Genomic DNA, 21,829 nt, shown 5'->3' on the forward strand with positions numbered 1-21,829 from the left:
ACCGCCCAGAGGGCGGCGCTACAAACAATAATGTAGTATCTAAGTCCCAACTAAAAAGTGTCAATTTATACCCGTAGGCAGAGATCGCAGTTATAATTATGTTATAGCGTTTGACCAAAGTATGCCTTACAAATCTGACCCAGCCTCAGCCTCAAACTTCAAAACGCAACAATTGAACGGTAGAAAATTCCTAGACAGCTTGCTGCTTGCAGCCACAGCTATTTCTACTGCGGGATCGATCTTGGTTTACACAGCAACACTTCCTAATCTAACGGTAGCCCAAGAATATGAGGGCTGTTTCATGCGGAACTCCTCTGGAAAAATTGTCAGCTTGAATGAATCAGTTTGTGGCATTACTCCTCAAGAGTTGAGTCCAACTGCTGCTAATTCGGGAATATTTCAAGCCAAAATTAAACGCCGAGAGGGGAACATTCCCGTGATTGATGTCACTTTTAACGGCAAACAGAGCTTTGAGATGATGGTAGATTCTGGAGCTAGTGGTACAGTGATCACGCCAGCAATGGCAAAGGCTTTGGGGATAACTCCAAAGGGAACAGTGAAAGCTAAAACACCTAACGGAGAAGCTACTTTTCAACTAGGTCAAGTTAGTTCTTTGCAAGCTGGGGGGCTGGAAGTTAAGAATATCCAGGTAGCGATCGCGCCTACACTAGACATTGGACTCCTAGGACATGACTTTTTTGGTAATAAAGACGTGACTATTAAGGAAAATGTAATCGAATTTCGATCGCGATCGTAAATGAAGGATCAAGTAAGATATTGTCATTGCGAGCTGTGCGAAGCAATCGCCCAGTCTCTGCGATTGCTTCGCACAGCTCGCAATGACGACGGATAATTGTAAGGTGTGCGCTCGCCGAAACCATCTTCTGCGATAAATTACAGGCGATTGGCGGCGAGCGCCCACCCTAGGTTTAATTATGTCCGAGACGATCCAATTTCCAAAGATGCTTTCAAGTCTTTAGCCAGAAATTGTACCCAAGGTTCTTTCATCAGATCGAAGTGACTCCCAGGCAGATTGTGAATCTCTACCCCCCCAGCTACTACATCACCCCAGCCCAAATCAGGCTTGAAGTAATATTTCACATCCTGATATTTGCAACGAAAGAGAGCTAGAGAACCTGGGTAGATTTTGCACCTGTAATTCATGTCAGCTTGCATATTAATATCTAAGAGTTTTAATAAGAAGTCTGGAGGAGAAATTTCATTTTTAGAAAGCTCCCCAACCAGATGATTTTTGTAGTAATATAAAGTTAGCCGACAGTAAATTCTATCCCACAGATATTCTAACTTTCCTTTAAAGCTACTAATTTTCCCAAGATTTGTTGTGTGAAGCTTGATAAACTTAGCCAAAGATCGCTCATTTTGCTCCTGATTTTGCACCTCATTACTGATATGAGCAACACCTATATCGCATACCCCCAACCATCCTATTTTCTCTCCTTGGGCACATAGTTGTTGTGCCATCTCAAATGCGACTATTCCGCCTAAAGAATAGCCAAAAAATAGATAGGGGCCATGAGGCTGAATGCTCTTAATTTCATTGATGTAATGTAGCGCCATTGCTTCCACAGTAGCTAGAGGCTCTTGCTTCCCATCTAATCCGATTGATTGTAACCCAAAAATAGGTCGATCTTGACCTAGATGATAGATGAGTTTTTGATAATCTAAAAGGTTCCCACCAACTGCATGGATTAAAAATAAAGGTGTTTGCGATCCTTTTGTTTGAATTGGGACTAATGAAGACCAAGATGGTGTCCATTCTGGCTGCGAAAGAATATGAGCAAATTCTTCAATCGTTTGCTGCTGAAATAAGATTGATAATGGCAAGTTTTTACCAAAAATATTTTCAATTTTTGCTAATAAATTGACGGCGACTAGAGAATGACCACCCAATTCAAAAAAATTGTCTTTGATTCCTATTGGTTCGATCCCTAATACCTGTTCCCAAATCTTTACTAGCTGAATTTCCAATTCATTACGAGGAGCAATATACTTATTGCCAGAGTCAAAATTTGGGACGGGAAGTGCCTGACGGTCTACTTTTTGATTGAGGTTCAGGGGTAGAGCGTCCAAAACTACAAAGGCAACAGGAACCATATATTCTGGTAATTTGCTCTGGAGAGAGCGACGGATATCGTCAATTTCCGGGGGATCGGTGGAGTGAAATACCAGATAGGCGACTATTCCCAATTCACCACTATTTAGTTCCCGACACACTACCACAGTTTCTCTTACCCCTGAAATTTGTCGCAGTACAACTTCGATTTCTCCTGGTTCAATCCGAATGCCATTAAGCTTGATTTGGAAGTCAGTTCGACCGAGAATTTCTAAATTGCCCTGGGCATCTAAACGTCCGCGATCGCCTGTCCGATACCAACGCTCTTGGTCAATGATGACAAATTTTTCGGTGGTTAATTCTGGTCGTTCCAAATAGCCTTTAGCAACACCCGCCCCGCTGATATATACCTCGCCAATTTCACCAATGGCAACCGACTTTTGTTCTGACTCATATAGGCGAATTGCTACATTAGGAAACGGCTGTCCTACAAGGGTTTTGGTGACTGTTTGCTCTCTGGATACAAAGTGGGAGCAAGCCATACAACTAACTTCACTACAGCCATAAATGATGTGAATTTCGGCATTTTGAAACACGCGCTGCATAGCGACAAGAACGTTGGCTGGAACGAGATCGCCACCAGTAGAAACGTGCTTTAATCCGCTAAACTTTGCCAAATCAATGCTGTTATCTTCGATGTAGGCTAGCAATTTTTTGAGCAGATTAGGGGAGGCGTGGATCGCAGTCATTTGTTCTAAAATTTGGCACATCTGACGGAAATCTAATATCTGTTTCCGTTCTAGGATCGTGAGAGTGCCACCCGCAACTAAGGGAGACAGGAGTTCAAAAAAGGTGATACTAAAACTGAAGCGAGCGATCGCAGGCATTATCGTGGTACGGTCAAAACCAAAACGTTCCTGGGCCACCAAAATGTAATGGCTCAAGTTACGATAACCGATCGTTACGCCCTTGGGTTTGCCAGTAGTCCCCGATGTATAAATGATGTAGGCTGTCTGGTCAAGGTCAATATTGACAGATGGGTTGTCGGTGGACAGATGCTCTATACTTTGCCAATCGCGATCGCAACAGAAAACATTTGGCCCGGTTGCGGGTAAATTTGGTAATACATCTCTCTGAGTAAGGATAACTTGGGGTTGGTTGTCCTCCAAAATCGTGGCGAGGCGATCGCGGGGATAGTTGGGATCGAGGGGAACGTAAACTGCACCTGCTTTCAAAATACCTAGCAAAGCCACGCCAATTTCTAGGGATGGCTGGAGACAAACACACACCCGCGCCTCTGCACTTAGACCTAAACTAAGTAGGTAATGAGCCAGTTGGTTAGCACGGTGATTGAGTTGCTGATAGGTCAGATAGTGGTTTTGATAATTAATTGCCCTCGCCTCTGGCTGTTGGTCAACGCGATATTCAATTAACCCCTGAATAGTATTGCTAACAGAGTTTAAACTGACTGATTCCCTTGAATTACCAACTGGAAACATCGCATTATCCTGAAGCTATATAGGGATTTTTGAATAACCAGAGTAAATAACTTTTTCCTTCAGCGCAAAAACTTAACCAACTCTTCCAACTTCAACCAAGCTTTGCCGCTGAGTAAGATATCATTGGCAAGAGAAAACCCTTGTTCGTGAGCGCCCAGCGGTACAATTCCTCCTACTTGCAGCGCCAGAGACGCATTCAAAGCAACCGCTGAACGTTGTGCGAGAGTTCCTTTTCCTTGAAGGACATCCCGTAAAATTTGAGAATTTTCTTCCACATTCCCACCTCGTAGAGATGCGATCGCGGCTGGTGTCAAACCGATTTTTTCGGGATTTAATTCACTTAGTCGCACTTCCCCTTCTGACAAAATAGCTAAATCAGTAATATCTCCCAATCCTGCCTCATCTAATCTTTCTCGACCATGTAAAACGATCGCCACTTCCGTACCCAATTCTTTCAAAGCTTCAGCAACTATTACCACCAACTTTGAATCGAATACCCCAATTACTTGACGCAGCGGCCGCAAAGGATTGACCAGCGGGCCCAAAAGGTTAAAAACAGTTCGCACCTTCAGAGTTCGCCTGAGTGGGGCCACAACCTTCATGGCTGGATGCCAACCGGGAGCGAATAAAAATGTGATCCCGACTTCTTCAATAGCAGCATGAACCTTTTCTGGAGAGGCGTTCAAGTTAACACCTAACGCTTCTAAAACGTCAGCAGAACCAACTTTACTGGAGGCCGAACGATTTCCGTGTTTGGCAACTGCAACTCCACTGGCGGCGGCCACAAAAGCCACAGCAGTCGAAATATTAAAAGTTGAGGCTCCATCCCCACCAGTTCCGCAGGTATCAATTAGAGATTTGGGAGTTTTGAGATTGCTTTGTTGCACTCCCAAAACTAAACCCTGGGGGGAATCTACGTCAACGCGGTTGGGAATTGAAGAATTTTGTGGCTGAAAATTCCCTAGAGACTGAGACTGCAACACAAAAGCCATTCCCGCTAGTTCTTGAGCAGATATCCCTTTAGCTTGGAGAGCAGCTAGAATAGCACCTGATAATGCTGGGGGAATAGCATCTGCTAGCCATCCTTGCATTAATTCAGCGGCGCGATCGCGACTAAGAGACTGACGATCTAGCAATTGTTGGAGTAATTCGGGCCACAGAGAAGCATCCGGCGCGATCGCGGAGGTAGAGGCAAGGTCTGCCGTAACCGCAGTTTTGTCTTGTAGTTGGAGTGAAGGGGAAGAATCAATCATCAATCGATTATCTTAGATATTTATAGATGTCGTGAGATTTAGGATTTGATCTTAGAGAGAGCGCTTTAGGGAACTTTGCCGTTGGCATCGCTCTCTAACTTGCCAGTCCCTAGTCTACCTTGCTATTGACTTGTAACTTTAATCAAGAAAAATCAGGGGGGACACAAATTTATCTACCCAAACCCTCTTTAAACAAAATTTCTACTTCAGAAGCCAACTCGACCCAATATTGAATTTTTTGATACAACTACGGTTCGTTGATTGTGAGATTTTTATAGATCGCACATCTATTTAGCTCCTAATGCCACCATCTTAAATTGACTTTCGGCAGCTAGTCCTTCTGAAGCTAGATGTTCAAGCGATCGCAGTCAAGAGATTCTGCGCGATCGCTAGCCGACTTTGCCAAGAGCATCCCAAGGCGTGTAAATATATACCAACCGCCAAGATGGTTAGGACACTCACTCATGGCTGAAGCCATTGATTCTATTTCCCTCTCCCGCTAGCCGTGAGCATCGTACCCCCTATCTCTAGGCGCGAAGCATTCCGACAGTAAATCTCTGCTTATAATCAATAAGTGTACGCTGCCGGAATATTTCACCTCTACTATAAAATTGGGATGCTCCCACGTTATCTGAGTGATAAGTAAGTCTCGCTCAATGGGTTCAGGGTGTTAAATTGCCTGAAAAATCCTTGAAAACAAGGTAAATCGGCTACATACAATCGTATTTAGGACTTACACATTTATAGCAGTTTTTAAGTGGATAGGTACTGCTTTTAATTGGTAATTAACAATTAACAATTAGCAATTACCAATTACCAATTAGCAATTAGCAATTAGCAATTAGCAATTACCAATTACCAATTACCAATTACCAAATTAAGCACTAACAAAGCTTTTTGTGTTCTTTAGTTAAACGAACAGGTACAGAAGTGGGCAACCAACAACGATCAAACTATGTACTCGATTGTCTGGGGATCGAGGAGGCACTGCACCAAATGGAAGCAAAATATCGCAGTATGTTTGAAAATGCTGTTTCAGGCATTTTCCAGACAACCCCTGACGGGCGCTATATCAGTGCAAATCCTGCCCTGGCCCGCCTCTACGGTTACAAATCTCGCGAAGAAATGATGGCAAGGCTGACTGACATCGAACAGCAGCTTTATGTAGACCCTAAACGACGTGACGAGTTTGTTGCTGCTTTACAAGAACATGATGCAGTATCAGATTTTGAATCGCAGATTTACCGCCGAGACGGGAATATAATTTGGATTTCTGAACACGCAAGAGCAGTTCGTGGCCCCAACGGTGAACTACTCTATTACGAAGGTTTTGTCGAAGATATCACTCAGCGCAAATACGCAGAAGCCGCACTTAGCGAAGAAAGAGAACGCCTCCGTCTGGTAATCGAAGGAGTCAAGGACTATGCAATATTCATGCTGGATACTGATGGTCTTGTAGCTAGTTGGAACTCTGGAGCTGAAGGCATTTTAGGCTATCGAGCAGCCGAGATTGTCAGCTCCCACTTTCGCTGCTTTTACACTAAGGAAGAAATCGATCTTGGCAAACCCGCCGAAAAATTAGAAGTAGCCACAGCCAAAGGTAGATTTGAAGATGAAGGTTGGCGAGTTCGCAAGGATGGCTCCCAATTTTGGGCCAATATTATTGTTACGGCTTTGCGGGATGAAAGCGGAATATTACGCGGCTTCTGTCAAGTTATGCAGGATATTACTGAGCAAAAACGAGCCGCAGAGGAAAAAACCCAATTAATCACTTCTTTACAACAATCGGAAAAAAAATTCCGTACTTTGTACGAATCAACTACCGATGCAGTAATGTTGCTTGATGAAAACGGCTTTTTGGACTGCAACCCCGCAACTTTAAAATTGTTTGGATGTAGCAGCAAAAATGAGTTTACAGGCAAACACCCTTCGGAATTTAGCCCTCGCCTACAGCCGGGGGGCGAAGATTCAGCGACTCTAGCTCAGCAGCGTATGGCTGCGGCCCTCTCTACAGGTAACTGCCGTTTTGACTGGCTCCACTGTCGCCTTGATGGTTTGGAGTTCCCCGCAGAGATATTGCTCACTTCAATGGATATTGGCGGTAAATTGGGGCTGCAAGCGGTGGTACGTGATATTACCTACCGGGTGATAGCAGAGGAAGCTCTGAAACAGGCAAATGAGGATTTGGAACGTCGGGTTCAAGAGCGCACCAGTCAGTTAGAGGCTGCGATCGCACAGTTGCAAAGCGAAATTGCCGAACGCCAAAAGGCGGAAGCTCAGTTACGAGCTTCGGAGGAAAAATTCTCTAAAGCTTTTCGCTCAAGTCCCGATCCGATTACGATTACTTCCTTCACTGATGGACGGTTTATTGAGGTTAATGATAGTTTTCTGAGCTTAATGGATTACCGTCTTGATGAGGTGATTGACAAGACTGTAACGGACTTGAATCTTTGGGTAAATGTAGAAGACAGAACTAGATTAAGACAAGTTTTGCAGGAGCAAGAGGTAGTTCGCAACTGCGAATATGAGTTGCGGATGAAGTCGGGAAATGTGGTGGTGGTGCTGTTATCGGCTGAGATTATTAATCTGGGCGATGAGATTTGTTTGCTGGCTGTGATGACGGATATTACCGATCGCAAAGCTGTTGAGGAGGCTCTACGGGAGAGCCAGCGGGCGCTGGCAACATTGATGGGGAATTTACCTGGTATGGCTTATCGTTTCCGCAATGATGCCGATCGCAGTCTGGAATTTGTCAGTGAAGGTTGCTATCAGTTAACAGGCTACCACCCAGAGGAGTTTGTTGGCGAAAGGAAACTTTCTCTCTCAGAGATTACTCACCCAGAGGATCAGGAGCGTTTGTGGACAGCAGTTCAAATTGCTTTACAGGAAAATCGACCCTATCAGTTAACTTATCGCATTACTTCTAAGGCGGGGGAACTAAAATGGATTTGGGAACAAGGGATTGGGGTGTTTTCAGATTCTGGAGAAGTGTTCGCTTTGGAGGGGCTGATCGTTGACATTACTGAGCGCAAAGTTGCTGAGGATATTGCCGTGCGATCGCAATGTGAGTTAAGAGAGCAAAAAACACAGTTAGAGAAAACTTTGCATGAGCTACAACAAACTCAATCTCAATTGATTCATACTGAGAAAATGTCTTCTCTAGGTCAAATGATTGCTGGAGTTGCCCATGAAATTAATAATCCAGTAAATTCTGTGTGCGGTAATCTTGTCCATGTAGGTCACTATACGGAAGATTTGCTCAATTTGGTGGATTTGTACCAGCAGCATTACCCTGAGCCGGTGGAAACTATTCAAAATGTAATGGAGGAAATAGATTTAGAATTTTTGTTAGAAGATTTGCCCAAAGCGATGTCTTCGATGCACGTTGGGGCAGATCGTATCCGGGAAATTGTGCGATCGCTACGAAATTTTTCTCGCAAGGATGATACTAGGACAAGTTTAGTAAATATTCACGAAGGAATTGAGGGAACCTTACTAATTTTGCAAAGTCGGCTGAAGGCTCGTGCGGCTCATCCTGAAATTTCTATTGTTAAGGAGTACGGAAATTTGCCCATGATTGAGTGCTATGCGGGCAAGATTAATCAGGTGTTTATGAATTTGATTGGCAATGCAATTGATGCAATTGATGAGTATAATCAAAACCGAGCCATTTCTGAAATTAAAGCTAATCCAAGTCTGATCAAAATTAAAACTGAAGTCAATTCTTCAAATGCAATAATTCGGATTTCGGACAATGGTTCTGGGATGAGTGAGGAAATTTCTAAGCAATTATTCGATCCATTTTTTACGACGAAACCTGCTGGCAAGGGTACTGGTTTGGGGTTATCAATTAGTTACCAAATTGTAGTTGAACAGCATGGTGGTAAGTTAAGTTGTACTTCTTTCCCAGGACAAGGATCGGAGTTCACGATCGAGATTCCTATTCAAATACCAGATATTGAAGAAGGGACTAGGGGCTAGGGGCTAGGGGCTAGGGGAAGAGGGGGGGAGAGGGGAGAGGGGGAGATGAGGAAACTCTTTCCCCAATTAGCAATTAGCAATTAGCAATTAGCAATTAGCAATTAGCAATTACAGGACTTACGCACGATTACGTAACGCCGCCATCCTGGCGGTATCTTTACCGCCTAGAAGGCGGCGTTACGGATAGTTTTGCGTAAGTCCTGAATTAGCAATTACTATTTTCGACAAGGACTAAAAGACATTCGATGGAAAGGCGATGTGCCGTAGCGTTCCAAACCTAATCTGTGTTTTGGAGTACCATAACCCTTGTTATTTGTCAAGTCATATTCTGGAAATTTTACAGCCATGCGGACGATTAACTCATCGCGCCAAACCTTAGCAACGATACTAGCAGCAGCAATAACAAGCGATCGCTGATCTCCCTTAATCATTGTTTGTTGCGCGATCGCCAAATGTGGTATCCGCTGATTTCCGTCAATTAGGCAAAGCTCAGGCAAAGTATTGAGCTTTAAAATCGCCCGCTTCATAGCCAGCAGCGAAGCTTGCAAAATATTCATTCTGTCAATCTCCCGCACAGAAGCTACACCAATTTGGCAATCTACAGCCATAGCCTGAATTTTAACTGCCAACCGCGATCGCGCAGCGGGACTCAACTGCTTGCTATCGCGTACTCCCAAAGCTGCCAGTTCCTCTAGCGCCTCCGGCGGCAAAATGCAAGCTGCCGCCACCACAGGCCCAAACCATGCGCCCCGACCTACCTCATCGACCCCTGCAATTACAGATGGGGAAATGGGGAGTGGGGGAGCTGAGGTAGGTCGGGGCACAGGGGCGGATGGGAGGGGGAGCAAGGGGGCAAAGAGAAGTTTTTCGCCTTCTCTGTTTTCCCCTGACTCCAAATCTTCCCTACTCCTCTGCTTCCCCGCTCCTCTATTCCCCATCTTCTCCATCTCCTTATTAATCTTCAACTAAGGCAGAAGAACGACGACGGCGACGGCGGTTAAGAGGTTCTTGTTCTTCCTGCTCAGTGGCTTGAGAAGTTTCAGCAATATTAGAAACCTCATCGCCGCTAGGATCGGAATAGTCATCGCGATCGCTAGGATCGGAATAGTCATCGCGATCGCTAGGATCGGAATAGTCATCGCTATCCTCATCCTCAAAATATGCAGACGAAACTAAAGAGGCGGCTGCATAATCTGGCTCTTGCCTTTCATAATTTGGCTCTTGCCTTTCATAACTAGACTCTTCCCTAACTTGCTCGGTAACACTCGGCAATTCTGCGTCGTCTGCTGGCGATCGCTCCGCCTGCGATGTACTTCCCCCTTGTCCGGGAAGCGTGACCGAAATAATCGCATTCTTAGGATTTTTTACCGTTCGATCCAACAGCAGCAGCGGAGAAACGCCCATCAAAGCATAGACATCTTGTTCCTCTGGTGTCATTTCCACCGCAATCACTTCCGGGGGTTCTACCATCGGTTTCATCAGCTCTGGTCTTGCTGGTCGCACCCGCTCCAAATCGTCGCGATCGCGTCGTTGGCTAATAGCACTAGAGATCGGGAACGTCTCGGAAGTTGCCCGCATTCCTGGCACTCCCAAATATTCTCCCCTAGAATCAGCAATTGAAGGTACACTTGGCACTCGTAACTTGCTCCGGGTTGGCTCTTCATCCCTCACAGGGAGATTACCCTCTCCGAGGCGTTGGCGCGATCGGCGGCGGCGGGCCCCATTCCCTAAATCCTGATAACTAGGGTGATTCATCAAATCCAGGGATGAATTGCTATTACCATCAAAATCTAACCCCTCGTTCTGAGCTTCCCAAGCCGCCCGTGCAGGCTCCAGCCCACGATCTTCTCGAACAGGCCCAGGAGATTCCGCGAAGCTAGGACGAGGAGTAGCACTCAAGCTACGGCGTTCCGGCACTTCTGGCACAGCCGGCAATACTTCGGCAAAAGCCGGACGGGGCAAAGAACGGTTCGACGCTGCGGACTCACGCGCTGTGGAAAAATCACGAACCGCTGGAGCCAGCTCATCTTCCCCAGGGAGTTGCACCAGATGACCTAATCCACCACAGGAGGGACAAGTGTGACCGAACAATTCATAAATATTTTGACCTTGGCGTTTGCGGGTGAGTTCGACTAACCCAAGTTCGGATAGTTGGGCAATTTGTGGTCGTGCTTTGTCAGCTCTGAGCGCTTTGTTGAAATGTTCTAATACCTGCAACTGGTCGCGCCGCGATTCCATATCGATAAAGTCAACAATGATCACCCCGGCAATATTTCGCAGGCGCAATTGTCTGGCAATTTCTGTTGCGGCTTCGCAGTTAGTCCAAAGTACGGTTTCGCGAGCTGTAGCTGAGCGGGTGAAAGAACCGGAGTTGACATCAATCACCGTTAGCGCTTCTGTGGGCTGGATGATGATATAACCACCAGAGGGCAAGTCAACTCTGGGTCTGAGGGCTTCTCTAATCGCGGGGTTGACGCGGAAATATTCCAGCATCGGAATGCGCTCGCGGTGGTGGTCGATCAAAACTCCCGGCGGTAGCTTATTCCCATTCCAGGCCATTAAGTGCTGCTTGACGCGCTTAATGCCATTTTGCGAGTCCACGACAATTCTGTTTACGTCGTTGCTAAACATATCCCGCAGTACCCGCTGGATGAAATCGTCATCACGGTTGAGTAATGCTGGAGCCCTAGTGGAACCACCTTCTTGCTGGACGGCTTCCCACTGCTTTTGTAACACTTCTAAATCTTCAATGATTGCCTCTTCTGTCATTCCTTCGGCTTCTGTGCGAACTAGCAACCCCATACCGGCGGGTTTGACTAAGATCGCTAGCGCTCTGAGACGATTGCGCTCGTTTTCAGCTTTAATGCGGCGGGAGAGATTTACGCCTCGACCGTAGGGCATCAGAACTAAGTAGCGTCCGGGGAGGGTAATGTTGCCCGTGAGCCGGGGGCCTTTGGTTCCCGTTGGCTCTTTCATCACTTGGACTAAGACTTTCTGCTGGGGAGCAAGTAGTTCTGTAATCGCGCCTGCGGAGCGTTTCAGCCGTAGGGGCCCTAAGTCGGTGACGTGCATGAAGCCGTTGCGCTCTGGGTCGCCAATATTGACGAAGGCTGCGTCTATTCCTGGTAATACATTTTCAACAATTCCGAGATAGATGTCGCTGACTTGGTGACTGCCAGTAGCGACTACGAGTTCTTGGATTTGATCTTCGGAAAATACAGCCGCAAGGCGATGCTGCTCCGCTATAACTATCTGCTTTGGCATTCAATTTCCTCAAATTTTTGCAGCAAGTTTAAGACACCTACGCTGCCCGTGCCTATGACTTTGGCTGATTGTTAATTGTTAATTGTTAACTGTTAACTGTTAACTGTTAACTGTTAACTGTTAACTGTTAACTGTTTGATTGTTGAGTAAGCTAACGCTCAATTGTGAGTCGTTGGCTTGAACTAATCGATATTGTTATTCTTGCTGTTCTATGAAACTTACTCAAATCTACTTATGGTAGATTTAATGTTCATTTCCTGCTTCTTTTTTGCTACTACTACTTAGAAAGTCTTTAACTCCCTAATAGAGAGCCAAAGCGTAATTGTAACAAAACCTCGCATAACCAGAATGTCGCGCTATCAAGCGCTGGATTTAGCCAAGAATGCACAAAAAGCTTAAAGTCTTGCCCAGAAGCGAGTTGCACCCAGCTCGCGTTGCTGGTTGACTCAGTGGCTTGCGCTAACAGCACTACTGCCATATCAGCTTCCTTAATAAAGCATTTTAATTGGCACTTTCTGACAAGGGGTTTTTTGCTTCACTGAGCCGACGCGATCGCGGCATCTTTAAGAATGCCAATTTTATCTCTTAGTAAAAACTAGGAGTTTCGGCTATCTCTTGACAACTATTTTGCTTCTGCTGCTGCTACTGTTGCTGCTGCTAATGCTCTATAGAACCTATCCATCACTGTTAAAAAACAGTTAGGAGTCTAATTCCTGCTTCTGCCTAGGGGTCGGCCCCTTTATACTCCACAGGCGTAACTTCAGGTCGAGCCGACCTTACTAATTATACAATTTGCATTGATAACTTTATGTCTTAACCATTATTTTCAGCTCCTTTAATCGCCGTGTCCCTTTGAACCTTATTAAAGGCGAGCTAGTTTTAAGACTACCAGGATATCAAGCCTAATCTTTCTAATCCATTCAGAGGAGGAGCATTGTTTTTCTGCTACCTACAATGATAACAAAACTTGCCTTAAACAGGCAAATTTACGCAGTTTTAGACAATTGATTAACCACCTATTCTTCCTATTAAGAAGCAACCTATTAAGAAGCAAGTTTTTCTATGCCCAAGGCTACTGCTAAAAAACTCAAGTGATGTTTGGAGTTGTTTTGAACTCGCTAGATAACTAACGACTTTATCGATATATTTTCACCTCTCCACGCACTATAGCACTATTTTGAAAACAAAACCGCGATCAAACCGAGCTAAGGATGAGCTGGTTACGGTGGGTGTGGAGGAGTTGAATTTCCTGCTGGCTGACTTGTTCGAGCATATAGATGATATGCTCTGGTCGCAGTAGAGTGCCGTCGTTACGACAACTGCCGATGCAGCGGAGGAGGGTAATTTCAGAGTTTGGTTCGCAGCTATTTGGGCTGTTGCTGAATGCAGGTACAAGTTCCAATTCTTGCAGGCGATCGCGCAAATTGACGCTTTGCACCTTGCCAGATTTTGAGGTTTGCTCCCGCCAAAAAGCCGTAACTACTTTAATTTCCTCTACCCAGTCTGCCCATTTGGGCTGAGGTTGTGGAAAACTGCCCTCACCTTCTAAATCCTCTGGCGATCGCACTAAACCTACTTTAATCAAATACTCGGCCGCCGTCAATAACTGTGTAGCGGAGGGAGCTTTGACATCAACCTCTTCAACTTTGTAAATGGGAATATTTTTCGGCAAGTTAGCTGCCAGCTTTTCCCGAAAAACCGCCACATCCACAAGTTGAGTCAGCTCAAAGTCCACGATTTCGCCGCTACTGGTAGCGCCCAAAGGTAGGGCATTCGCAGGAGAAATCCGGGGACTAGGACGAAACCCGCCAGTAAAGGAAATCGGCAAGGAGGCTCGCCGCAAAGCGCGGTCAAACAATCTTACCAAATCCAGATGGCTAACTAAAGCCAGATCGCCAAGCTTACCAAACCAGACTCGCAAGCGCTGTTTGCGCTCTTGGTTGGGGAGGAAATGACCCGCAAAGGGGGGAATTGAAGGAGGCGGAACAACAACGTTATGACCGAAATCTGTGCCGCAGACACCACAGTGGGAACAGCCTTCAAAGGAACAGTCGGGAACTGTAGCTGCTTCTAGGGCTCGCTGCAAGTCGGTTTTCAGCCAAACTTTGTCAATGCCTGTATCTATATGATCCCAAGGCAGGGGGCGATCGAGAGCATAAGATGAAGAAACATTATCCTCAAAACTTGCCTTCGTAACGCCGCCCTCTGGGCGGTCAATGTAATGCTGAGATGACGGCGTAACATCACCTAACATCACATTCCATTCCCCATTATCCACTAGGCGATATTTCCAGCTTAATCCAGATTCTGCGATCGCCTGCGTCCAAGCGCCAAAAGCACGGTCTAAACTTTCCCACCAAGCATCCATTCCTGCGCCTAATTCCCAGGCGCGGCGGACAACTGGGGCTAAACGGCGATCGCCTCTACCGATAAAGTCTTCCATCGCGGAAATCCGCACATCGGTAAAATTTACCTTTACCCCTTTCATTCCCCGAAATTCTGCCTTCAGTAAGGCTTGTTTGCGCTGGAACTCAGCGGTAGAAACTGAATGCCACTGAAAGGGAGTGTGAGGCTTGGGCGTAAAGTTAGAAATCGTCAAGGTAAAATTTAACCGTCTGCGCCCAGATGCTCTACATTCCTGATGTAGCCAGCGAATTGTCTCCGCAATACCAATTACATCAACGTCCGTTTCTCCAGGTAAGCCGATCATAAAATACAGCTTGATTTTGTCCCACCCTTGCTCAAAGGCAGTTTTCACGCCCCGCAATAATTCTTCGTTGGTCAAACCTTTATTGATAATATCCCGCATCCGCTGAGTACCGGCTTCCGGGGCAAAAGTTAGGCTACCTTGTCGCGTACCACCCAGAATGTTAGCGATATTTTCGTCAAATCTGTCTACCCGCTGGCTAGGTAAAGATAGGGTGATATTTTCGTCTTTGAGGCGATTTTTGATTTCTAAGCCTAGTGCTGGTAGTGCTAAATAGTCGGAACAACTCAGGGATAACAGCGAAAATTCGTTATATCCTGTGGCTCTCATGCCTTGTTCGATCGCATCTGCTACTTGTTCGGGTTCGACATCCCTAGCGGGACGAGTTAACATTCCCGGTTGACAAAAACGACATCCGCGAGTACAACCACGACGGATTTCGATGGTGAGGCGATCGTGTACTGTCTCGACGTAGGGTACTAACCCGATGGAGTAGGCTGGTATCGGAGTTGCTACCCGCCGCAAAATTCGTTCGGGAACATCTGGCCTTGTGGGGTACACGGAGCCATCTGTTGCCATTTCGTAGAATTGGGGGACGTATACGCCGGGAATTTGAGCTAAATCTAGCAGTAATTCTTCGCGGCTCAAGTTATTAGCTTTGCCCAATTCTAGGACTAAACCAATTTCAGGCAGTAGTTCTTCCCCGTCTCCCAAGGCGATGAAGTCGAAAAAGTCGGCGTAGGGTTCGGGATTAGATGTTGCTGTTTGTCCACCAGCGAAGATTAGAGGCCAGGATGGGGAGGATAGGGAGGATAGGGAGGATTTAACTCCCCCATCTCCCCTCTCTTTCCATGTCAAAGGAATGCCTGCTAAATCAAGCATTTCTAAGATATTGGTGGCTCCTAGTTCGTAGCTTAGGCTAAAACCGAGAATGTCAAAGTCTGTGAGCGATCGCTTGGACTCGACTGCAAATAGGGGGGTTTGTGTCGATCTAAGTTTTGCGGCTAAGTCTGTTGCTGGTAAGTAGGCGCGATCGCATAGTTGCCGGGGTACTGCATTTAAAATGTTGTACAGGATGATATGCCCTAAGTTAGAAGCACCAACTTCATAGACTTCGGGGTATGTTAAGACCCAACGCACGGTTGCGGTATCCCAAGGCTTATGTACTGCTCCTAATTCATTTCCTAAATAACGGGCAGGCTGCTTGATTTCGGGGGTAAGTAATTTCTCTACTGCAACTGGCACGGCTCTACTCGCTTCTACTCGCTTTTACTTGCGATTTCTTCTGAGCCTACCTTAAAAATGGTTAATCCGCCAATGGTTAATAGCTCTGATTGTGAGCGATCGCAGTTTCAAAGGCTGTACCCATCTCAAAAATCTCGAAAACTTGGTCTAGTTGGCTGAGTTCAAAGATCATCCTAATGGCAGGGGGAACTGAACAAATACTAAATCTTTTATTTAAGCTTTTGGCTCTTTTTAGCCCAGAAACCAAGGCCAGCAAGCCGGAACTGTCTAAAAATTCTACTTTTTCGAGATTCACTAGCAAAGTCGAAAGGCCTGGATTGGCAAAAGCTGCGTTCAATTGGCTGTGAAAGTCTCCGACGGTGACTGCATTCAGGTAGCTCTGGGGAGCAATTACTGTAATTGGTTCGCGGGCAAGAACTGCGTGCATGAGTCAAACCTCTGGTTACTACGTATTTTCAACTACGGTAGTGAGTGGGCTTTAGCCAACGCCTACGTTATATTTACTGAATTTAACCCAGACTTACGAATCTCGATCGCCTAACCTAAGTAATTTTACTGAATCTTTATGGTTTAGCACTCCTTTTTTAAAGTTTCTGTAAAGATTGTAAAATCTAAGGTGGGGAAGTATGCTATTTCCCTTTTTTAGTGTATGGGTGCATCTACTTTCAGGATTCCTGCGTCCCCAAACCAGATTTGTCTCTTGACTCTCAAGGATGTGACAGATATCACTTGTGGTTCCAGCCTGAGATCACGAGCCCGTTGAGGCCTTGAGTCCACAATTGAGATATGCGGAGTTCCCCTAACTACTATGCAAGCTACTCATGCTATTCGTAAACTTGTAGAAAAAGCCCTCTACATTAAGCGGTTGACTCCTGATATTGAAAATGAGATCAACTACGAGCTGACTAGGGTAGGTTACATCTCTGATGTTGACTTCGAGGCGCTAGAGTTATTAATGGATGAGATGGATGCGGGTCGGATTCAATTGGTACCTAGTTCTTAGCTGAATGTGAAGGGGAGGTAAGGAGAAAGTTTGCCTCTTATCCTGGGGTTGTCGTCCACAGCTTTTTTAAGAAAAATAACTTGCCTTGGCGGTAAACTGTCATTGGTGCTTTAGAGTCACCCAGCCCTCTATTTTACATTGCCATGCAGTTTGCCAAGCGCTTAGAGAAAATACCGCCTTATCTGTTTGCTGAGATTGACCGAAAACGGGATGAGCTCGTCGCCAAAGGGGTTGATATCATTAATATGGGAGTTGGCGATCCTGACAAGCCTACTCCAGCTCATATTGTCCAGGCAATGCAGGAGGCGATCGCAGACTCTTCTACTCATAATTATCCTCCCTACCAAGGTACGAAAGATTATCGGCAAGCGGTGGTAGCCTGGATGGAACGCCGATTTGGAGTTAAAGATTTAAACCCTGACACGGAAGTTGTTTCTTCAATTGGTTCCAAAGAGTCGATCCACAACACTTTTTTGGCTTTTGTGGAACCGGGAGACTACACGCTGATTTCCGATCCTGGCTATCCAGTATATCGCACATCAACGATTTTTGCAGGGGGCGAACCCTATCCGATGGCTTTGACGGCGGAGAATGGATTTTTGCCAGATTTGACTGCGATTCCCGAAGAGGTAGCGACTAAGGCTAAGTTGATGTGGATTAACTATCCTAACAACCCAACTGGTGCGATCGCAACTTTGGCAGATTTTGAGAAGTTGGTAGCCTATTGCAAAAAGTACGATATTTTGCTCTGCCACGATCACGCTTATTCGGAGATGGCTTACGATGGTTATAAGCCGCCGAGTGTGTTAGAAGTTGAGGGTGCAAAGGACGTAGCAATTGAATTTCATAGCTTGTCTAAATCTTACAATATGACGGGCTGGCGGGTTGGTTTTGTAGTCGGGAATGCGACGGGAATTAAGGGATTAAGTCAAGTTAAGACTAATGTAGATTCGGGAGTTTTCAAAGCCATTCAACGCGCTGCGATCGCGGCTTATTCGACTACGGAAGCAGAGTTACAAGCGGTGATGTCTGTTTATCAAAAACGCCGTGACATTATCGTTAAAGGTTTGCAATCTTTAGGTTGGCCGATTGAGCCACCCAAGGCTACGCTGTATGTGTGGGCTCCTGTACCCAAGGGTTATACTTCTACTGAGTTTGTCAGTTTGTTGTTAGAGAAGTGTGGAATTATTGTGCCTCCTGGGAATGGTTATGGGGCGGCGGGTGAAGGTTTTTTCCGTATTGCTTTGACGGTAGCTGATGAGCGGATGTATGAGGCGATTGAGCGGATGAAAAAAGCTGGGATTCGCTATTCTTGATGTTTTTTAACCGCAGATGAAAGCCGATTAATGCAATTTTTGATGATTTGTGTTGATTAGGGTGATTCTGCGGTTTTTGGTAATTTGACTTGCTAATAGCATTAGGGTAATTGCTAATTGGTAATTGGGGAAAAATTCTCCGAGTCATTGCGTAAAGCATCGAGCATGGTTTTGGCATATTCAGCCTAATCAGGAAATTCTGGAAGTAGCGATCGCCATCTTGTTTTATGCGTTCATTCTGTCAATTGCCTCGGCAAATCTTGGTGTTTTCATGTTGTACAACGCTTCGTTTAGTAAAACTTTAGCATAGAGAAATTGTCCTTCAGGAGATGAAAGCGACACGGTGTCCTTGGCAATTTGTGTGAAAAACTCCTGTTGACGAACGGTTTCCATGCGCTCGTCAATCACCGTATCTTGAGCCTGTAAAACTGTGGCCAAGCGCATAAATCCCATTGCGTAAAACATCAGACAAACTTGCTGCATGATGAAAAATCGAGCGCGTTTGTAGTCATCTAGGGAATCGCCAAAATATGCCTTTAGGTAGATTTCTTCCTGCGCTTCAGTCTTCACAAAATTATTAGCAACGATCGCCAAATCTACATAGCGATCGTTCTGAAAAGCAGCTTCCCAATCCACTACCCAAATTTTCTGTCCATCAAACAGCAGGTTCCTGGGGTTTAGGTCGTTATGGCTGGGAACGAGAGCGGGATCGTAGCGCGGGTAGGCTTTCTGGATTTCTGCGTAGTACCTGAAGTGTTCCTCCGTCGCACTTTCCGGCAAGAGTTTGGAAGATTTAAAGTTTTCAATGAATCCATCGATTCCATCCAGGTAATTAACCAATGTTGGAAAGTTTGGAGTAGCCTGTATTGTTTGAACAACGCTCACCACTTTAATTAAATTATTTGGCGTAAAGTGTCTAGGAAATGGCTTGGCTTCGATGAAATCAGTCATCGATATCGCATCTTCGGCATTGGCATAGTAAACATGGGGAGCAACACCCGCTTCTGCTGCCAAATTCATGCAAATATAGTGCCGATTTGGATCGTTGAATGTATCAGTTTGCAGTATAACTTTCAAGAGATATATTTTTCCATTCACCGTGATCTTATAAACGAGTGCTGAAGAAAGCCCACCTGATAAAAGTTCGACGCTTTCAGCGATCGCTGTATTGAAAGCAGTTTTTAGCGCTCTTTCAACAGCTTCCAGTTTTACTTCTGGTATCGATGCTTTGAATAATTGTTTCATGTTCTCTGAGCAGTAATATTTTTCCAACCTTGAGTTTGACTGGACAAAATGGGCAAACCATTTATTTTTGGGCTGGGATTTTTCCAGCATTCTCAGTGCTGCGAGTCAGAGCTACGGAATGTGCGCTAAAGAGCGATCGCACAAAAACTGCCGCAATTGCCCACCGATCGCCTCCAGAGAAAAATGAGTTTCCACTCGAAGGCGAGCCCGCTTGCCCAACTCTCGCCCCCAGATTCGATCGTCTAAAACCCGACCGATCGCCCCTGCCAAAGCCGCTGCATCCTCACGGGGTACAACGATCCCGCCGTCAGCTTCCCCCCCCTCCAAAATATCTGGCACTCCCGGCGCGTCAGCAGCTACAACAGGCAACCCGCAAGCCATCGCCTCCAGCGGCGCAACCGGAAATCCCTCATGGCGAGAAGGCAAAGTATAAACGTCAGCGGCCGAGAGGTACTGTCGCATCAAAGCGCGATCGCGCACGTATTCATTCACCCAAACAATGCCCAAAAGCTGCATCTGAGCGATCCGCTGACTCAATGCCTCCGCGTCGCTACCAGTCCCCACCAGCAATAGTCGCAAATCTCGGCCTGGGCGATCGCTGCATACCTGTTGCCAAGCTTCCAATAAAATATCTAACCCCTTGCGATGGATATCAATTCGCCCGTGACAGACGACAATTTCCGCCTCATTCGGAAAACCCAGCAATTGCCGAGCTTCAGCGCGATCCATTGGTTGCCACAGTGTCAAATCCAGCGGGTTAAAAATCCGGGCAATCTTTTTAGCAGGCACGCCATAGCGAGTTTGCACGCGCTGTACCTCGGTTTGGGAAGCAATAATTAAACCCGCGCTGGCTTTCAAGGCAATCGGGCGGGACAACCTTTCCCAAGGACTTACCTGAAAATCGCCTCCCTGAAACGTCGCAAACACAGGCAACCCCATCCGCCAACCCAACCAAGTGCAAGCATCAAAACGCGGATACTCATATTCTTGACAAAGAATTGCTTGGCAGTTTTCCCGCCGTAGTTCCCTCTCCAACAACCCTAAAGGTGTCGCTAGATAAGGGGCGATGCTTTTTACTCCTGTCAACACCAGGCGGCGAAGGCCTCGAACCTCTCCAAACATATCCCGAACTGTCCACCCTTGAGGGTTAACCATTTGGCGGCGGATGGTTTGGTAAAGTTGAGATGCCGGCAGGGCACAGATTTTTGCTCCTGTATCTTTGTGGGTGTAGTAGACTGGTTCAGTCACGCTGCCAGAAATGCAGAATAACACTGTCCGCACCCCCGCTCGTCGTAGGGCCTCGATGTAGCCAAACATCCAGCCGCCCGTTATTTCGTTGCAGAAGGCTTCAAAAGAAACCCCAATGGTGTCTAAAAAATCTTCAATTAAATCGCCCCAGTGTAAGAGAGCGATCGTTGGTTCTAGTTTAATTTTATCGAAACTCATTGACTTTGTTTATTGTTGCTGGATTGTTTGAAGCCTGAATAATTGATTAGATAGGACTTACGCAAAAATATCCGTAACGCCGCCTTCTAGGCGGTAAAGGAACCGCCAGGATGGCGGCGTTACGTAATCGTGCGTAAGTCCTGTTAGATTAGGCTGGCTTCTGCCAAGCATAAGCAGTTTCCGTCCCCAATGATTCCGGTTTATGCAGCCAATAACTCACCCAGGTTAAAGGACTGAGTGCAGTACACAATAATTGGCGTTTAAGAGGGGATAAACGGGAAAATGCAACATCATGGCAAACTACCGTCAATGGATTAATAAAAGTGGCAGAACTCTGGCAAGGAAAACCAATTAATGCTGTTAATTGATCGAGAGTATATCCACGCCGAACATGACCCCATTCTGCCATCACCTCGGCTTCTGGTGGGCAAAGTGGTTTCATAAATTCATAGTAGGGAAAGCGCCAAGATATGCCCGCGCATATAGTGATACATTTGATGTTTTAAACTATCCAAATCACCTCGGTGATAGTGATAAACTACTGCTGTTGGTTCGTAGCGACAAAACCAGCCTTCGGCAAGGATTCTATACCAAATTTCTGAGTCTTCACTACACCCAGAAGCACCGGCTCCTAAGCGTTCGTCAAAGAGTCCAATTCGATCAAATAGTGGCTCTTTCGTACCTACTATGCTAAAATATTAGGAAAATGCCAGCTAATCAAAGCTCTAATTTCAAAATTGTTAAAGTTTCTAAATCCAAATCCACAACGCTTTAACAATTTTAATTTGTTATTAAT

15 protein-coding genes are annotated in these 21,829 nt (G+C 45.9%); 4 read left to right on the plus strand and 11 right to left on the minus strand.

All coding sequences use genetic code 11. From position 1 onward, the window contains the following. The first annotated feature begins 121 nt into the window (after positions 1-121). Positions 122-757, plus strand: a complete 636-nt coding sequence (locus tag PY364_RS16430) for a retropepsin-like aspartic protease (RefSeq protein WP_275524098.1) — start codon at positions 122-124, stop codon at positions 755-757. 176 nt (positions 758-933) lie between these two features. On the opposite strand, the gene PY364_RS16435 is transcribed toward PY364_RS16430, so the two are convergent. From PY364_RS16435 to PY364_RS16445, 3 genes are all read right to left on the minus strand, one after another. Beyond that, on the minus strand, positions 934-3,573 hold the full coding sequence (locus PY364_RS16435; RefSeq protein WP_275524099.1) for an amino acid adenylation domain-containing protein: 2,640 nt from the start codon (positions 3,571-3,573) through the stop codon (positions 934-936). 59 nt (positions 3,574-3,632) lie between these two features. Then, positions 3,633-4,826 carry an anthranilate phosphoribosyltransferase gene (gene trpD / locus PY364_RS16440; RefSeq protein WP_275524101.1) on the minus strand — a complete coding sequence of 398 codons (1,194 nt, stop codon included), beginning with the start codon at positions 4,824-4,826 and terminating at the stop codon, positions 3,633-3,635. Between the two features lie 346 nt (positions 4,827-5,172). Then, positions 5,173-5,304, minus strand: coding sequence for a hypothetical protein (locus PY364_RS16445; RefSeq protein WP_275524102.1), 132 nt, complete (start codon positions 5,302-5,304; stop codon positions 5,173-5,175). A 452-nt stretch (positions 5,305-5,756) separates the two neighbouring features. Between PY364_RS16445 and PY364_RS16450 the strand changes: the two genes are divergently transcribed. Then, positions 5,757-8,807: a PAS domain S-box protein gene (locus PY364_RS16450; RefSeq protein WP_275524103.1), complete on the plus strand. Its 3,051-nt coding sequence runs from the start codon at positions 5,757-5,759 to the stop codon at positions 8,805-8,807. Between the two features lie 215 nt (positions 8,808-9,022). Here the strand turns inward: PY364_RS16450 and PY364_RS16455 are convergent, their stop codons facing one another. The 4 genes from PY364_RS16455 to PY364_RS16470 all read right to left on the minus strand — a co-directional run bounded on the left by PY364_RS16455 (position 9,023) and on the right by PY364_RS16470 (position 16,450). Continuing rightward, on the minus strand, positions 9,023-9,745 hold the full coding sequence (locus PY364_RS16455) for a ribonuclease HII (protein ID WP_343277658.1): 723 nt from the start codon (positions 9,743-9,745) through the stop codon (positions 9,023-9,025). A 16-nt stretch (positions 9,746-9,761) separates the two neighbouring features. Beyond that, complete coding sequence (locus tag PY364_RS16460; RefSeq protein WP_275524105.1) at positions 9,762-12,071, minus strand: Rne/Rng family ribonuclease; 2,310 nt, start codon at positions 12,069-12,071, stop codon at positions 9,762-9,764. Between the two features lie 1,195 nt (positions 12,072-13,266). Then, positions 13,267-16,023, minus strand: a complete 2,757-nt coding sequence (locus PY364_RS16465; RefSeq protein WP_275524106.1) for a TIGR03960 family B12-binding radical SAM protein — start codon at positions 16,021-16,023, stop codon at positions 13,267-13,269. Positions 16,024-16,099: 76 nt separating this feature from the next. Continuing rightward, positions 16,100-16,450, minus strand: a complete 351-nt coding sequence (locus tag PY364_RS16470) for an STAS domain-containing protein (RefSeq protein ID WP_275524108.1) — start codon at positions 16,448-16,450, stop codon at positions 16,100-16,102. 381 nt (positions 16,451-16,831) lie between these two features. Here PY364_RS16470 and PY364_RS16475 point away from each other — a divergent pair, with 381 nt between their 5' ends. Beyond that, positions 16,832-17,026, plus strand: a complete 195-nt coding sequence (locus PY364_RS16475) for a hypothetical protein (protein ID WP_019487700.1) — start codon at positions 16,832-16,834, stop codon at positions 17,024-17,026. A 143-nt stretch (positions 17,027-17,169) separates the two neighbouring features. Beyond that, positions 17,170-18,342 (plus strand): pyridoxal phosphate-dependent aminotransferase, encoded by a 1,173-nt coding sequence (locus PY364_RS16480; RefSeq protein ID WP_275524110.1) that lies wholly within the window; start codon positions 17,170-17,172, stop codon positions 18,340-18,342. Positions 18,343-18,567: 225 nt separating this feature from the next. Here the strand turns inward: PY364_RS16480 and PY364_RS16485 are convergent, their stop codons facing one another. The 4 genes from PY364_RS16485 to PY364_RS16500 all read right to left on the minus strand — a co-directional run. Continuing rightward, the gene (locus tag PY364_RS16485; RefSeq protein WP_275524112.1) at positions 18,568-19,587 is read right to left on the minus strand and encodes a phosphotransferase; all 1,020 of its coding nucleotides are present in this window, start codon (positions 19,585-19,587) and stop codon (positions 18,568-18,570) included. A 111-nt stretch (positions 19,588-19,698) separates the two neighbouring features. Next, positions 19,699-21,033 (minus strand): glycosyltransferase family 4 protein, encoded by a 1,335-nt coding sequence (locus tag PY364_RS16490; RefSeq protein ID WP_275524114.1) that lies wholly within the window; start codon positions 21,031-21,033, stop codon positions 19,699-19,701. Between the two features lie 148 nt (positions 21,034-21,181). After that, on the minus strand, positions 21,182-21,475 hold the full coding sequence (locus tag PY364_RS16495) for a hypothetical protein (protein WP_275524116.1): 294 nt from the start codon (positions 21,473-21,475) through the stop codon (positions 21,182-21,184). 243 nt (positions 21,476-21,718) lie between these two features. Beyond that, positions 21,719-21,829: transposase (locus PY364_RS16500; protein ID WP_275524119.1), on the minus strand; the 111-nt coding region annotated here is incomplete at its 5' end.

Source organism: Kamptonema sp. UHCC 0994 (assembly GCF_029167235.1).
Lineage (GTDB): Bacteria > Cyanobacteriota > Cyanobacteriia > Cyanobacteriales > Microcoleaceae > Kamptonema.

What these genes read in the sequence shown, in the direction of transcription:
- PY364_RS16430 (WP_275524098.1), top strand. Translation starts at nt 122, where the DNA reads ATGCCTTACAAATCTGACCCAGCCTCAGCCTCAAACTTCAAAACGCAA.
- PY364_RS16435 (WP_275524099.1), bottom strand. Translation starts at nt 3,573, where the DNA reads ATGTTTCCAGTTGGTAATTCAAGGGAATCAGTCAGTTTAAACTCTGTT.
- trpD (WP_275524101.1), bottom strand. Translation starts at nt 4,826, where the DNA reads ATGATTGATTCTTCCCCTTCACTCCAACTACAAGACAAAACTGCGGTT.
- PY364_RS16445 (WP_275524102.1), bottom strand. Translation starts at nt 5,304, where the DNA reads ATGGCTTCAGCCATGAGTGAGTGTCCTAACCATCTTGGCGGTTGGTAT.
- PY364_RS16455 (WP_343277658.1), bottom strand. Translation starts at nt 9,745, where the DNA reads ATGGGGAATAGAGGAGCGGGGAAGCAGAGGAGTAGGGAAGATTTGGAG.
- PY364_RS16460 (WP_275524105.1), bottom strand. Translation starts at nt 12,071, where the DNA reads ATGCCAAAGCAGATAGTTATAGCGGAGCAGCATCGCCTTGCGGCTGTA.
- PY364_RS16470 (WP_275524108.1), bottom strand. Translation starts at nt 16,450, where the DNA reads ATGCACGCAGTTCTTGCCCGCGAACCAATTACAGTAATTGCTCCCCAG.
- PY364_RS16475 (WP_019487700.1), top strand. Translation starts at nt 16,832, where the DNA reads ATGCAAGCTACTCATGCTATTCGTAAACTTGTAGAAAAAGCCCTCTAC.
- PY364_RS16480 (WP_275524110.1), top strand. Translation starts at nt 17,170, where the DNA reads ATGCAGTTTGCCAAGCGCTTAGAGAAAATACCGCCTTATCTGTTTGCT.
- PY364_RS16485 (WP_275524112.1), bottom strand. Translation starts at nt 19,587, where the DNA reads ATGAAACAATTATTCAAAGCATCGATACCAGAAGTAAAACTGGAAGCT.
- PY364_RS16490 (WP_275524114.1), bottom strand. Translation starts at nt 21,033, where the DNA reads ATGAGTTTCGATAAAATTAAACTAGAACCAACGATCGCTCTCTTACAC.
- PY364_RS16495 (WP_275524116.1), bottom strand. Translation starts at nt 21,475, where the DNA reads ATGAAACCACTTTGCCCACCAGAAGCCGAGGTGATGGCAGAATGGGGT.